This window comes from Fluviicoccus keumensis (assembly GCF_004217445.1).
Classification (GTDB): Bacteria; Pseudomonadota; Gammaproteobacteria; order Pseudomonadales; family Moraxellaceae; genus Fluviicoccus; species Fluviicoccus keumensis.
Genome location: NZ_SHKX01000010.1, coordinates 558642 through 571567, shown reverse-complemented (window position 1 = coordinate 571567; position 12926 = coordinate 558642). Strand labels below are relative to the sequence as shown.

Genomic DNA, 12926 nt, shown 5'->3' with positions numbered 1-12926 from the left:
CTACCGTCATAGGGGCGGCGTATAGTAGCCGGACCCCTGAAACCGAGGATGACGCCCCCGGCGTTGCATGCTCCCATGAGCCTCTTCCAGAACCTGCTGGTGATCGCCTTCCTGGTCATTGTCAGCGCCTTCTTCTCTTTCGCCGAAATCGGCCTGGCTTCCGCCCGCCGCATCCGCCTGCAGCAAATGATCGAGGCGGGAGATGCCCGGGCAGGAAGGGTGCTGGCCTTGCAGGAACAGCCGGGCATCTTTTTCACGGTGGTGCAGGTGGCGCTGAACGCCATCGCCATTCTGGGCGGTATCGTCGGCGAACAGGCGCTGTCGCCGTTCCTGGCGTCGGGATTGCACAGCCTGTTCGGCCCCGCGCCGTGGATAGATACCGCCGGGTTGTTGCTGTCCTTCCTGCTGGTGACCTCGCTGTTCATCATCTTTGCCGACCTGATGCCGAAGCGGCTGGCGATGACCTGGCCGGAGCAGGTGGCGGTGCTGGTGGTGAAGCCGATCGGCTTCTGCCTGGCGGTGCTGAAGCCGGTGGTGTTGATGTATGACGGCATCGCCACCGGCTTGTTCGGGTTGCTGGGTATCCAGATCAATCGCGAGGACCGCATCACCTTTGATGATGTTTCGGCGATGGTGGATGCCGGAACCGCGTCCGGAGCGCTGCACAAACAGGAACAGCACCTGATCGAGAATGTGTTCGAACTGGACACCCGCACCGTTACTTTTGCCATGACCCCGCGCGACAGCGTGGTGTTCCTGCGCTTGCAGGATGATGATCAGCAGCTGAAAGCCAAGATTTCTGACCACCCGCACTCCAAATTCCTGGTCTGCGATGACCATATTGATTCAGTGGTGGGCTTCGTGGAGTCGAAAGATATCCTGAAGCGCACCCTGAACCAGCAGGCGATTTCCCTTAACCGCGAACTGGTGGTGAAGAATATTCTCGCCATTCCTGACACCCTGACGCTGTCCGAACTGCTGGAGCGTTTCAAGGTCACCAACCAGGATCTGGCGCTCATCCTGAATGAATATGCGCTGGTGGTGGGCATTGTCACGCTCAACGATGTGATGAAGACGCTGATGGGCGATCTGGTCAGTCCGTTTACCGAAGAGCAGATTGTGCGACGCGATGAGCATTCCTGGCTGGTTGACGGCGTGACGCCGGTGGAGGACCTGAAACGGGCGTTGGATCTTGATGCGTTGCCGCATGAGGAGCAGTACCAGACCGTAGCGGGGTTCCTGATGTTCCAGCTGAAGAAAATTCCCAAGCGCACCGACAGCGTCGAATTTGCGGGGTACAAATTCGAAGTGGTGGATATCGACAACTACCGGATTGATCAGGTGCTGGTGACCCGCTTGAGTGGTCAGTCTGATTAAATCGGAAAAATTCATGATTATTTTGAGGGAAAACTTTGATGTCGCGCTCTCCACGGATTACTTCGTTTACAACGGCAATGGTTTTGACAGTGATGGCTGGATATGGTGTTTGGGAACTTTGGCGGTATTACGTGGCGAGGACTGTGTATTTGCCGCGAATTCAAGCAGCTTATGATTCGCTTCTTTCGGATAACTTTTTCGTATGTGTCAGCGCAGGCGATTTCCCCGCCGGCAATCGAATTCCTGTAACTCATTGGGTCAAGCAAACCAATGGCTTGTCGTCCTGTGAGCGCTCTGAGGCTGATAGCGAGTGTATCCATTGCGATGCATTCAAGGCGGCCGGATTAATCACGGAAAATGAAGAATACCGATTTGATACTGGTCAGCGAACGACCGTCTATCATCTTTCCGAACTGGGTAAAAAGCTTTATTTTGCTAACTATCTGGATCGTACACCCGGACATGAAATTGGTTGTTTCCCAGGACAGGTAAGATATATATCGTCTGACTCCGAGTCTGATAATTCTCACCGGCCGGGCTTCTGTCTGGCCAAGGGTGTACGGGTATTGCCAATTAAGGAGTTTGCAGGTCCAGGTTATCTCGATGGGATGCAACAGATAACGGTCAGGATTCAGTTGGAGCCCATTGATCCGGAGCCACCATTATTCCATCCGGAAATCATCAAGTTGCTGCCCCGTCCACTGACCTCGATAAATCCTCCGCTATTTAAGCCAGGATTGACGACAGCCGCATTTTCATCGGATATGAAGTCCATCGAGGGCTTTAATGATGATTTACGTTATGGTTACTGGCCTCCCGAGCAACAATGACGCTGCTTGTCAATTTAGCACCCGGCGGAGCAGAATCCGTCATTTTCGATTTCCGGAGTCCGACATGCATTGCCCCTTTTGCCGCGCCGCGGATACCAAGGTGATTGACTCCCGTCTGGTTGCCGAAGGCGAGCAAGTGCGCCGCCGCCGCGAGTGCCCGGTCTGCAATGAACGCTTCACCACCTTTGAAACCGCCGAGCTGGTCACGCCGCGCGTGATCAAGTCCGATGGCAGCCGCGTGCCCTTTGATGAAGAGAAGCTGCGCCGCAGCATGCTGCACGCCTTGCAGAAACGCCCGGTCAGCATCGAGCAGATCGACAGCGCCATCCAGCACATCCTGCACCAGCTGCGCGCGACCGGCGAGCGGGAAGTGAAGTCCCGGCTGATCGGGGAGCTGGTCATGGAGGCCCTGCGCCGTCTGGATCAGGTGGCCTATGTCCGCTTTGCGTCGGTCTATCGCGACTTTCAGGATGTGGCGGCATTCAAGGCGGAAATCGACCGTTTGAATGCGCCGGACGGGGACAAGTCCCGTGACTGACCACCGCTGGATGGCGCGCGCGCTGCAACTGGCGCGCGAAGGGCTGTATACCACCCAGCCGAATCCCCGGGTCGGGTGTGTCATCGTGCGCGACGGAGAGGTCGTGGGCGAGGGCTTTCACCCCCGCACCGGGCAGCCGCATGCCGAGGTGTTTGCGCTCCGGCAGGCCGGAGAGCGGGCGCGCGGAGCCACGGCCTTTGTCACGCTGGAGCCCTGCGCGCATTTTGGCCGCACCCCGCCGTGCGCGGAGGCGCTGATCGCTGCCGGAGTTGCGCGGGTGGTCATGGCCGGTCTGGATTCCAATCCCCTCGTCGGCGGCAAGGGACGGCAAATGCTGGAGGCGGCGGGCATCGCTACCGCGACCGGAGTTCTGGAGGCGGAAGCACAGGTGCTCAACCCCGGTTTCTTGCGCCGTATGGCCGGGGGCATACCCTGGGTGCGGTTGAAAATGGCGGGGAGCCTGGATGGCCGCACCGGCATGCCCTCCGGGGAGTCGAAATGGATTACCGGCCCGGACGCGCGTCGCGATGTCCAGAAATGGCGGGCGATGAGCAGCGCCATCATTACCGGCATTGGCACAGTGCTGGCCGACGATCCGGCGCTTGATATTCGCCCGGAGGAGTGGACCGGGTGGCATTACGGAGAGCCGGTGCAGCCTTGGCGGGTCATTCTGGATTCGCGGTTACGGACTCCGTTGACCGCAAAAGTACTGAAGGCAAACACCAAGGTCATCGTCGTGGCGTCTCCGGACGCGGATGACGGCCGGGCGCAGGCGCTGACGGCGTTGGGTGCGGAAGTCTGGCGATTACCCCACGGAGATCTTCCGGGACTGTTGCAGCGGCTGGCGGCGCAGGGGGCCAATGAGGTGCTGGTGGAAGCCGGAGCGACCCTGGCCGGGGCATTCCTGCAGGCGGGAGTGGTGGACGAACTGGTGCTTTATCTGGCGCCGACGTTGCTGGGCAGTCTGGGCAGGCCGCTGATGGCCTTGCCGATTGAACACATGGCGGGACAAAAACGCCTGGATATCCGCGATGTCCGAAATATCGGCGCGGATATCCGTATATTGGCGCGTCCCGCCGCGCAAGCATGAAGGGGGGCTGCCCCTTCGGCTAGCAGGTCAGTCGCGATCGTGGTGGTGATGCTTGTGGTGTCCGCGATGGCGGCCATTGTCATGATGATCATCGTCATAATAATCACGATCCCGCCCGTCGCGGACATAAACCACGGTCTTTTGCGGAACCTGATCGTGAACCACGACAGTGCGGGTGGAGCTTTGCTTTGGCTTGCTGTTGGAGCCTAATGCCGCGCCGGTCGCGCCGCCAATGGCTCCGCCGATGACGGCGCCGTCCTTGCCGCCGGTTTGCTGGCCGATGGCCGCGCCGACCGCACCGCCGACCGCCGCACCGACGATGGCGCCGTTGTCACCGGCCAGGGCGGCCTGGGATGCCAGCAGTGCGGTCAGGGCCAGCAGGGGAAAAGTTCGGTTGTTCATGGCTTTCATCCTTTGTTCAGGGAAACGTGTGTTGCATGATAATTATGCATCCTGTTTCCAAATGTTTCCGTGACGTCGTCGTTGGCTAACGATATCCCAACTGTGTTTGCCCGTATGAGTTTTGTAGAACTGTGAAGCGCCGGACATACCGTCCCGAAAGTGCCGGGACGGCATGCCGGTTTCGGCTCACAGCACGGGCGTGAGCAATTGCTGCGGGCTGCCGGCCTTGTAGCCGTAAACCTGCAGGGCGATCTGGGTGGCCGGTCCCTGGAAATATTCAATCCGCAAGGTATGCACGCCCTTGCTCAGGGCGATGGTGTTGACGCCGGATGAGCTTGGCGCATGCTGCCCGTCATTGTTGATGATCAACTGGTCATCAATGTAGAGCTTGGAGCCGTCGTCGCTAAGGGTGCTGAAACTGTAATCCCCGGTGGCCTGGATCGTCAGCGGCCCCTGGTAGCGTACGCCGAACCATTCGAAGCGATTGCTGGGGACGCCGGGGAAAGGGTCGGTAAACGAACGCGGCGTGATATTGATCTCGCTGGTATAGAGCGCGCCGATCGGGGTGAGCAGCGAAAAATCCGGCAGTTGCGGGGTTCCGATGGGCAGCAGATAGATTTCGCCCTTCCACTTGCCCGCATTGCTGCCGAAGTCGGTGTCATCGGTTACGACCGGTCCGGTCGTGACATCCTGGACCTCGGCGGCGTCGACCACATCCGTGCGCAGCTGATTCTTCAGATCACCTTCAGGCATGGCGTCAAGGGCGTCTTCCATGCCGAATTTCCACGCTTCCGCAAACACCAGGGGTAAGGTCGGGTAGGGCGGGCTGGCGATGACGGCAGCTCCCGCCTTACCGTCCACCTGGCCGTCGCTGAGGTCTTTGGCCAGGGAATTGACCAGCTCCAGGGCCGGTGTCAGCGATGCGGTGTGCTCCGCAGCGGCTTTGACCAGCCCGGCCAGTTGCAACGCGTACTGGTCCGCCGGGGTGTTTTTCAATGCGGCGTAGTCGCTGTCGGCGCTGATCGGCGTTGGCGGCAGGTTGATGTTGTCGATGCCGACGGCCTTGCCCACCTTGTCCAGCGCGCTGTCGATGTTGGCCGGTTTGGTCAGGCCGTCCGGCAAGGCTTCGGCCAGTTGCACGGCGGCTTCGGTCAGTACGGTTACGCCCAGCGGGGTATTGCCGTTGATGCGGCCCGCGGTACGCATACGGAAGTCGGCGGGCAACGGCTGGATGCCCTTGGCTTCGTCGAAATACTGACTGCCGGTATCCGTCTTGATTTCCACAACAACGGCATCCACCGATTTGGGAATCTGCATTTGCACCGAGCCGTTGCTTCCAAGCAGGCGATTGGCCAGTTCGACGCCGGTGCGGGCATTCCGGATGATTGCCCGGGCGTTCTGGATGCGGCCCAGCGACGGGGTAATGGTGACCGTGTTGACGGCGAGGGCGGTCGGAGTCGGGGAGGCTCCGGCGATGTCGTGGTCATTGCCGTTGCAACCGGCCAGCATGATGGCCATGGTCAGGACGGTGAGTGATCCAAAGCGGCGTACTGTAACCATGACAGCCTCCGGAATGCCGATTGATGCTCAGGAATTGTCTGAATTCTAGCTGGTCGTGGCCGTTCAGCCAGTTGGAATGCGGTTTTGGCCGGGGCTTCCGACAGGCGGCGAGGCTGGCTGATTGCCCCTGCGATTGGGTATGCTTGCCGCCTCACTACCGGAGTCCTTTCCATGTTTACCGGCATTATCGAAGCGGTTGGCGTTGTCCAGCAGATCATCCCCCGCAACGGCGACGTGCGCCTGGTCATCCGCAGCGGCGGTCTGGACCTGGCGGATGTGAAGCTGGGTGACTCCATCGCCACCAACGGCATCTGCCTGACCGTCATTGAGCTGACCGGGCAGGGCTATGCCGCCGACGTCTCCAACGAGACGCTGCGCCACACCACGCTGGGCGGCTGGAAGACCGGCACCCGCGTCAACCTGGAAAAGGCGTTGATGCCGACCAGCCGTCTGGGCGGCCATATCGTCAGCGGTCATGTCGACGGCGTCGGCGAAATCGTGGAGTTCAAGCGCGACGCCCGTTCGCTGCAATACCGGGTGCGCGCGCCCGCCGAACTGGCGAAGTACATCGCCCACAAGGGCTCGATCACCGTTGACGGCACCAGCCTGACCGTCAATGCCGTGGATGGCGATGCGTTTGACCTGAACATTGTGCCGCACACCGCCGACCACACCAACGTCGGTGACTGGCAGCCCGGCGTGCGCGTCAACCTGGAGGTGGATGTGCTGGCCCGTTATCTGGAAAGGCTGATGCTGGGCGAGAAGGCCGCGCAAGGCTCCGGCGGCGGCATCAGCATGGCCTTCCTGGCGGAAAATGGCTTCCTGAAGCGCTAGATTTTTGTCGGCTTCCCGGGCGGGGGCGGGTGCAGCCCCGGCCCCTGTGCTATTATCCGCGGTTAATTTTGTACGCATCCCGTGCGGTCCCGCGTCAGCTGAGAGCTCCCCATGCCCCTGAATACCGTTGAAGAACTCATTAACGACATCCGCCTCGGCAAGATGGTCATCCTGATGGACGACGAAGACCGCGAGAACGAAGGCGATATCGTGATGGCGGCCAGCCATGTCCGCCCCGAAGACATCAACTTCATGGCCAAGCATGCGCGCGGCCTGATCTGCCTGACGCTGAGCCCGGAACGCTGCCGCCAGCTGGACCTGCCGCTGATGGTCAACCGTAACGGCTCCAGCCACGGCACCAATTTCACGCTGTCGATCGAGGCCGCCGCCGGCGTCACCACCGGCATTTCCGCGCATGACCGCGCCCACACCGTGCAAGTGGCCGTGGCCCGCGACGCCAAGCCCGCCGACATTGTCCAGCCCGGTCACATCTTTCCGCTGATGGCCAAGCCCGGCGGCGTGCTGCACCGCGCCGGCCACACCGAAGCCGGTTGCGACCTGGCCCGACTGGCCGGTCTGGAAGCCGCTTCCGTCATTGTCGAGATCATGAACGAGGACGGCACCATGGCCCGCCGTCCCGACCTGGAAAAGTTCGCCGCCGAGCACAACCTGAAGATCGGCACCATCGCCGACCTGATCCATTACCGCATGGTCAACGAGCAGACCGTCAAGCGCACCAGCGAGAACATGCTGGAAACCGAATACGGCAATTTCAAGCTGATGACCTATCAGGAGCATGCCAGCACCGAGACGCATCTGGCGCTGGTCAAGGGCGATGTCACCCGCGATACCCCGGTGGTGCGCGTGCATGCGCTGAACCCGCTGCGCGACCTGCTGCACGCCAAGTACCAGGGCCGCATCGGCTGGAACCTGCAAAAGAGCCTGGCCGAAATCGCCCGCCACGACGCCGGAGTGCTGGTGCTGCTGGGGCAGGATTTCGCCTCGGAAGAGCTGGTCGACCATATCCAGGGCTTCTTCAACCAGCGTCCGCGCGCGACGGTGGACGGCGCGGGCATGTACCGCACCATCGGCGCCGGTTCGCAGATCCTGCGTGACCTGGGCATTACCCGCATGAAACTGCTCAGCTCGCCGATGCGCTTCAATGCGCTGTCCGGTTTCGGGCTGGAAATCGTGGAATACCTGGGCACGGAATGACCCGATAGGTGTGGCCGGGCGCCAGCCCGACACCGTCTGCCGCCAGAAATGTAACCGTATATCGAACAACCGTGATTGTCGGGCTGAAGCCCGACCTACAGACAAGTTGGAGAGATTCATGAAAGTGATCGAAGGCGATTTCCGCAATGCCGATGGCAAGTACGCCATCCTCGTCGGCCGTTTCAACAGCTTCGTGGTCGAAGCCCTGCTGGACGGCGCGCTGGACACGCTGAAGCGTCACGGCGTCAGCGACGACAACATCACCCTCGTCCGCGCTCCGGGCGCGTGGGAACTGCCGCTGGCCGCCAAGAAGCTGGTCGAAAAGAAGCAGTATGACGCCGTCATCGCCCTGGGTGCGGTCATCCGCGGCGGCACCCCGCATTTCGACTTCGTGGCCGGTGAATGTGCCAAGGGTCTGGGCGTGGTCGGTCTGGAAGCCGGTATTCCGGTGGTGTTCGGCGTGCTGACCACCGACAGCATCGAACAAGCGATCGAGCGCTCCGGCACCAAGGCCGGCAACAAGGGTTCGGACGCCGCCATGACCGCCATCGAGATGGTTTCGCTGCTGAAGGCCCTCTAATGCACCAGCAACAAGCCAACACCCCCGCCGCGCGCCGCAAGGCGCGCCGTTTCGCCATGCAGGGCCTCTACGAGTGGCAGCTGTCGGGCAATGCGCCTTTCGAGATCGAGGCCCGCTATCGCGTCGAGAATGCGATGCACAAGGTCGACCTGGCCTATTTCCACGAGCTGCTGCATCAGGTGGTGCGCCGCGTCGACGAACTGGACGAGGCCTACAAGCCTTTCCTGGATCGCCAGATGAGCCAGATCGATCCGGTCGAGCGCAGCATCCTGCGCCTGGGCAGCTACGAGCTGCTGCACCATCCGGAAGTGCCCTACAAGGTGGTGCTGAACGAGGCCGTGGAACTGGCCAAGGATTTCGGCGCGACCGACTCCTACAAGTACGTCAACGGCGTGCTGGACGAACTGTCCAAGACCGCGCGCCAGGCAGAACGGCAGGCGGGCTGATGCCCTCCGAGTTCGGCCTGATCCGGCAGTATTTCACGCGTCCGTCCGCGGACAGCGGTGTGCTGCTGGGCGTGGGGGACGATGCGGCGCTGCTGGCGCCTCCCGTCGGGGAGGTGCTGGCGGCGACCGTCGACACCCTGGTCGCCGGACGCCATTTTCCCGAAGCCACCTCGCCTGCCGCCATCGCCCACAAGGCGTTGGCCGTCAACCTGTCCGATCTGGCCGCCATGGGCGCGACGCCGCGCTGGTTCCTGCTGGCGTTGACCCTGCCTGAAGCCTCCGAGGCCTTCCTGAGCGAATTCGCGGCCGCGCTGTTCGCGCTGGCCGATGCCGCCGGTATCGCGCTGGTTGGCGGCGACACCACGCGCGGACCCCTCGCCATCAGCATTACCGCCCTGGGCAGCGTGCCGCCCGCACAGGCGCTGCGCCGCAGCGGCGCGCGGCCGGGCGACGGCATCTATGTCTCGGGGACGGTCGGCGATGCCGGGCTGGGGTTGCGCGAGGCGCTGACGCCGGGTGAAACCGGGTTGTCGGCGGCACAGGCCGCGTATGTCCGCAATCGCCTGGATTATCCGCAGCCGCGTTTGGCGCTGGGGACGGCGCTGCGCGGCCGGGCGACGGCCTGTCTGGACATCTCCGACGGGCTGGCGCAGGATCTGGGTCATATCCTGACCGCGTCCGGCGTCGGGGCCGTGCTGGATCTGGAGGCGCTGCCGCTGTCGCCCGCCCTGCGCGCCTTGCCCGAGCGCGAGGCCTGGCGGCTGGCGCTGACGGCTGGTGACGACTACGAATTGTGTTTCACCCTGCCGGACGGCCTGACGCCGCCGGTATCGCCCGACGGGGTTGCCGTCACCCGCATCGGCACGGTCACGGCCGCGCCGGGGCTGGCGCTGCGCTGCCGTGGCGAACGGGTGGAGGAAGAACTGTCCGGCTACCGGCATTTTTGAGTAAACCGATGTCCCCTTATCCCATTCGCCATCCGGTGATCTTCCTGGCCTTCGGTCTGGGTTCCGGCCTGTCGCCCAAGGCTCCCGGTACCGCCGGGTCGGCGCTGGCGTTGCTGTTCTTCCCGGTGCTGGTGGCGCTGGGCCTGTGGGGCAGCGTTGCCCTGATCGCCGTCGCCGGAGTTTTCGGCATCTGGCTATGCGGCCGCGCGGCGGAAATCCTGAAGGTCCATGACCATTCCGGCATAGTCTGGGATGAATTCGTCGGGCAGTGGCTGACACTGCTGCCGTTGCTGGGCGGCGCGGTCTGGGATTTGGCGACCGTATTGAATGTGCTGGTCGGTTTTGTGCTGTTCCGGATTTTTGATATCGCCAAGCCCTGGCCAATCTCCTGGTGCGACAAGCATCTGGAAGGCGGCCTGGGCATCATGATTGATGATGTGCTGGCCGGAGCGGCCGCTGGAGGGGTGCTATGGTTGCTGGTCGCCAATCACTGGCTGTTCTGACACTGTTGCTGGCGGCCACGGCTGTCCATGCCCGGGATATCGTGGTGGTCGGCCTGATGGCCGATCGGGCGATTCTGAAAGTGGACGGGGAAACCCGCTTGATCCGCTTGGGCGAAACACTGGATGACATGACGCTGGTGGGGGTGAACGCCAGCGAAGCCAAGCTGCGTATCGGCAAACGCGAGGAGCGCTTTACGCTGGGGCAGGACCGTGGCGGCGTTCGCGCCGATACCAGCGCGGCGGCGACCGTCATTATCAGCTCCAATGCCATGGGCCAATTCCTGACGACCGGCATGATCAATGGCCGTACTGTGGAAATGCTGGTCGATACCGGCGCCAATCAGGTGTCCATGACGCGAGGCCAGGCCAACAAGCTGGGCATTGACTACCGCACGCGCGGCCAACCCTGCACCAGCCAGACCGCCAACGGTTCGGTGGCCTGCTGGATTGTGTTGTTGCCGAGGGTCAAGGTGGGCGGCATTGTGGTCGAAGGCGTGGACGCCACGGTGCGGGACGTTGATGACGGTGCGCCGGTGCTGCTGGGCATGTCCTTCCTGGGCCGCCTGCGCATGGAGCATGAAGACAACCGCTTGAAGCTGATGACCCGGCAGTAGCGGTTGCGGATTTCCCCAAAGCCGCCCTGACTTGCTACAATCGCCCACCTCCGGTTTTCCCAGCGAGATCCAGCGCGTGTCCGTCGATTTTGTTGCGTCCTCCCGGTTGCCCACCCGCCACGGGCAATTCACCATCCATGCCTTTGAAGAACCGCAGACCCGTCAGGAGCATGTGGCGCTAAGCATGGGCGATGTCGGCAATGGCGAGCCGGTGCTGATGCGTATCCATTCCGAATGCCTGACTGGTGACGGTTTTGGTTCCCTGCGCTGTGATTGCGGCCCGCAACTGGAGGCGGCCATGGCCAAGGTGGCCGCCGAAGGCCGTGGCGTCATCCTGTACCTGCGTCAGGAAGGCCGGGGTATCGGTCTGGTCAACAAGGTGCGCGCCTACCAGTTGCAGGACCAGGGCGCCGATACCGTCGAAGCCAACGAGCAATTGGGTTTCGCGCCGGACCTTCGCGAATACTCGATGTGTGAAGACATGCTGCGCCATCTGGGCGTCAGCTGTGTCCGCCTGATGACGAACAATCCGCTCAAGGTCGAGGCGCTGGAAAAACACGGCATCCGCGTCGTGGAGCGGGTGCCGCTGATGACCGGCCGCAATCCCCATAACGACCAGTACCTGGATACCAAGCAGGAAAAGATGGGGCATCTGCTCTAGACGCCCCTGGCGGGTCAGCGCATGGCGACCCGCTGCATTTCCACCTCATACAGCTTGGTGATCGCCTGCATCTGTTTCAGCAGGTTTTCGGTAGCGCCGCAGATCGCGGTCGGCACATACAGTTCGTCTTTCGACAAGGCGAATCCCGCCCGCGAAAACTTCCAGACGCCCTGCACCCGGATCAGCCCTTGCGTGATTTCGGCGGTGTTTTGCGGGTTTTCGCTCAGCGTTTTCAGTCCGGCATCGTATTCCGCCAGGGCGGTGCTGAAGTCCTTGTCCAGCCCCTCATAATCCAGTCCCCAGCTTTTGGTCAGGTACAGTCGCGCAATGCGCTGGCTGAGCATGCGTTGCCGTCCGGAGACATTGACCATCCGCGCCGAGGCCACGCCGGAGTGATCCTGGATCTGCTTGACGGCGGCTTCGCTCAGTTTCAGCAGTTCGTCGCTCTGGCGCAGCAGCTTCAGGGCTTCCGCCTTGTCCGGCGCGGCCATGATCCGGTTGCGGTAGCCGGTCCAGACCGCTTCAACCTTGGCCAAGGCCTCGCGGATTTCCGGGGTGGGCGCATACGTTTTCAGGGCTTGCAGATTGCTGTCGAACAGGGCCACGCTCTTGGCGCGCTGTTCACGCGCCTCGAGAACCTTCACTCCTTGGCCAAGCATCAGCCAGCTCTTGGCGGTGCGCTGGCTGAGCATGCGCTGCAGGCCGGACATGTTGACGGCTTCGGCGTCCGTCAGCGCGAAAACGGGGGAGCAGACGATCAGCGCCAACAGGGTGATCAGGCTGTTGCGGAACAGGATGGGGATGCGCATGGGCGTTCTCCGAACGTGGACTTTTGACGTCGTTGTCAAAATGGCGGTGGCGGGCTCGCACGCGGGGGCCGGGTCTCGGCATTGAGCGCACCGGCAGGCGATGCCTGAATCAAGGCAAGAATTGCGCCATGCGGTATGAAAGGCGTCAGAAATGTGATGCAGTTGGGGAAATGCGGAGAATAACGGCGCGGGACGGCCAGATCAGGGGCGGGACGGGCGCAGGATCAGGCCCATCCCGGTGCAGCGCGGCGGCTTAGACGCCCATATTGCCCAGCAGACGGACCAGATTGCCCAGCACGCCGGCCAGCAGCGGATGCTCGGCTTCCACCCGCGCTTCCAGCCCGCGCAGGGTGTCCAGGAATTCCTCGGTCTTGGCGGGTTCCGGCACTTGCAGGTGCAGTTCCATGTCCGCCAGGGTGCGGGTCAGCTCGTCCTGGTGGGCGGGCGGCAGGGGTTGCTGCTGCAGGTGGCTGCGGGCGCGGGCGATTTCGTCGCCGATCAGTTGCTTGCTCATGATGTT

Annotated in this window: 16 protein-coding genes; 12 read left to right on the top strand and 4 right to left on the bottom strand. The window is 62.3% G+C overall.

Annotation, left to right across the window (positions count from 1 at the left end):
* Nucleotides 1-75: 75 nt before the first annotated feature.
* From paeA to ribD, 4 genes are all read left to right on the top strand, one after another.
* The gene (paeA, locus tag EV700_RS03630; RefSeq protein WP_130410980.1) at nt 76-1377 is read left to right on the top strand and encodes a polyamine export protein PaeA; all 1302 of its coding nucleotides are present in this window, start codon (nt 76-78) and stop codon (nt 1375-1377) included.
* A 38-nt stretch (nt 1378-1415) separates the two neighbouring features.
* Entirely contained in the window at nt 1416-2207 is a 792-nt protein-coding gene (locus tag EV700_RS03625; RefSeq protein ID WP_130410979.1) for a hypothetical protein, read from the top strand.
* A gap of 64 nt (nt 2208-2271) precedes the next feature.
* Entirely contained in the window at nt 2272-2745 is a 474-nt protein-coding gene (gene nrdR, locus EV700_RS03620) for a transcriptional regulator NrdR (RefSeq protein WP_130410978.1), read from the top strand.
* Nucleotides 2714-3835, top strand: a complete 1122-nt coding sequence (gene ribD, locus EV700_RS03615) for a bifunctional diaminohydroxyphosphoribosylaminopyrimidine deaminase/5-amino-6-(5-phosphoribosylamino)uracil reductase RibD (RefSeq protein WP_207224560.1) — start codon at nt 2714-2716, stop codon at nt 3833-3835. Before nrdR ends, ribD begins: the two co-directional genes overlap by 32 nt.
* Nucleotides 3836-3862: 27 nt before the next feature.
* On the opposite strand, the gene EV700_RS03610 is transcribed toward ribD, so the two are convergent.
* On the bottom strand, nt 3863-4237 hold the full coding sequence (locus EV700_RS03610; protein WP_165391316.1) for a glycine zipper domain-containing protein: 375 nt from the start codon (nt 4235-4237) through the stop codon (nt 3863-3865).
* A 186-nt stretch (nt 4238-4423) separates the two neighbouring features.
* A complete protein-coding gene (locus tag EV700_RS03605) occupies nt 4424-5797 on the bottom strand; it encodes a PA14 domain-containing protein (protein ID WP_130410976.1) in 1374 nt (457 codons plus the stop codon).
* 171 nt (nt 5798-5968) lie between these two features.
* Here EV700_RS03605 and EV700_RS03600 point away from each other — a divergent pair, with 171 nt between their 5' ends.
* From EV700_RS03600 to ribA, 8 genes are all read left to right on the top strand, one after another.
* The gene (locus EV700_RS03600; RefSeq protein WP_130410975.1) at nt 5969-6631 is read left to right on the top strand and encodes a riboflavin synthase; all 663 of its coding nucleotides are present in this window, start codon (nt 5969-5971) and stop codon (nt 6629-6631) included.
* Between the two features lie 111 nt (nt 6632-6742).
* Nucleotides 6743-7846 carry a bifunctional 3,4-dihydroxy-2-butanone-4-phosphate synthase/GTP cyclohydrolase II gene (gene ribBA / locus EV700_RS03595; protein ID WP_130410974.1) on the top strand — a complete coding sequence of 368 codons (1104 nt, stop codon included), beginning with the start codon at nt 6743-6745 and terminating at the stop codon, nt 7844-7846.
* A gap of 118 nt (nt 7847-7964) precedes the next feature.
* Entirely contained in the window at nt 7965-8426 is a 462-nt protein-coding gene (ribH, locus tag EV700_RS03590) for a 6,7-dimethyl-8-ribityllumazine synthase (protein WP_130410973.1), read from the top strand.
* A complete protein-coding gene (nusB, locus tag EV700_RS03585; protein ID WP_130410972.1) occupies nt 8426-8872 on the top strand; it encodes a transcription antitermination factor NusB in 447 nt (148 codons plus the stop codon). Before ribH ends, nusB begins: the two co-directional genes overlap by 1 nt.
* Nucleotides 8872-9819: a thiamine-phosphate kinase gene (gene thiL, locus EV700_RS03580; protein WP_130410971.1), complete on the top strand. Its 948-nt coding sequence runs from the start codon at nt 8872-8874 to the stop codon at nt 9817-9819. The genes nusB and thiL overlap by 1 nt, the downstream gene beginning before the upstream one ends.
* An 8-nt stretch (nt 9820-9827) precedes the next feature.
* Complete coding sequence (locus EV700_RS03575; protein WP_130410970.1) at nt 9828-10322, top strand: phosphatidylglycerophosphatase A family protein; 495 nt, start codon at nt 9828-9830, stop codon at nt 10320-10322.
* Complete coding sequence (locus EV700_RS03570) at nt 10289-10936, top strand: retropepsin-like aspartic protease family protein (RefSeq protein WP_130410969.1); 648 nt, start codon at nt 10289-10291, stop codon at nt 10934-10936. The genes EV700_RS03575 and EV700_RS03570 overlap by 34 nt, the downstream gene beginning before the upstream one ends.
* Before the next feature lie 76 nt (nt 10937-11012).
* Nucleotides 11013-11597: a GTP cyclohydrolase II gene (ribA, locus tag EV700_RS03565; RefSeq protein ID WP_130410968.1), complete on the top strand. Its 585-nt coding sequence runs from the start codon at nt 11013-11015 to the stop codon at nt 11595-11597.
* A 14-nt stretch (nt 11598-11611) separates the two neighbouring features.
* Here the strand turns inward: ribA and EV700_RS03560 are convergent, their stop codons facing one another.
* Together EV700_RS03560 and EV700_RS03555 are read right to left on the bottom strand one after the other, a co-directional pair.
* Nucleotides 11612-12406, bottom strand: coding sequence for a type IV pili methyl-accepting chemotaxis transducer N-terminal domain-containing protein (locus EV700_RS03560; protein ID WP_130410967.1), 795 nt, complete (start codon nt 12404-12406; stop codon nt 11612-11614).
* A gap of 253 nt (nt 12407-12659) precedes the next feature.
* Nucleotides 12660-12920, bottom strand: coding sequence for a DUF4404 family protein (locus tag EV700_RS03555; RefSeq protein ID WP_130410966.1), 261 nt, complete (start codon nt 12918-12920; stop codon nt 12660-12662).
* Between the last annotated feature and the right edge of the window lie 6 nt (nt 12921-12926).

Coding starts and splice junctions, on each gene's coding strand:
- paeA (WP_130410980.1), top strand. CDS start 76: ATGAGCCTCTTCCAGAACCTGCTGGTGATCGCCTTCCTGGTCATTGTC.
- EV700_RS03625 (WP_130410979.1), top strand. CDS start 1,416: ATGTCGCGCTCTCCACGGATTACTTCGTTTACAACGGCAATGGTTTTG.
- nrdR (WP_130410978.1), top strand. CDS start 2,272: ATGCATTGCCCCTTTTGCCGCGCCGCGGATACCAAGGTGATTGACTCC.
- ribD (WP_207224560.1), top strand. CDS start 2,714: ATGCGCCGGACGGGGACAAGTCCCGTGACTGACCACCGCTGGATGGCG.
- EV700_RS03610 (WP_165391316.1), bottom strand. CDS start 4,237: ATGAACAACCGAACTTTTCCCCTGCTGGCCCTGACCGCACTGCTGGCA.
- EV700_RS03605 (WP_130410976.1), bottom strand. CDS start 5,797: ATGGTTACAGTACGCCGCTTTGGATCACTCACCGTCCTGACCATGGCC.
- EV700_RS03600 (WP_130410975.1), top strand. CDS start 5,969: ATGTTTACCGGCATTATCGAAGCGGTTGGCGTTGTCCAGCAGATCATC.
- ribBA (WP_130410974.1), top strand. CDS start 6,743: ATGCCCCTGAATACCGTTGAAGAACTCATTAACGACATCCGCCTCGGC.
- ribH (WP_130410973.1), top strand. CDS start 7,965: ATGAAAGTGATCGAAGGCGATTTCCGCAATGCCGATGGCAAGTACGCC.
- nusB (WP_130410972.1), top strand. CDS start 8,426: ATGCACCAGCAACAAGCCAACACCCCCGCCGCGCGCCGCAAGGCGCGC.
- thiL (WP_130410971.1), top strand. CDS start 8,872: ATGCCCTCCGAGTTCGGCCTGATCCGGCAGTATTTCACGCGTCCGTCC.
- EV700_RS03575 (WP_130410970.1), top strand. CDS start 9,828: ATGTCCCCTTATCCCATTCGCCATCCGGTGATCTTCCTGGCCTTCGGT.
- EV700_RS03570 (WP_130410969.1), top strand. CDS start 10,289: ATGGTTGCTGGTCGCCAATCACTGGCTGTTCTGACACTGTTGCTGGCG.
- EV700_RS03560 (WP_130410967.1), bottom strand. CDS start 12,406: ATGCGCATCCCCATCCTGTTCCGCAACAGCCTGATCACCCTGTTGGCG.
- EV700_RS03555 (WP_130410966.1), bottom strand. CDS start 12,920: ATGAGCAAGCAACTGATCGGCGACGAAATCGCCCGCGCCCGCAGCCAC.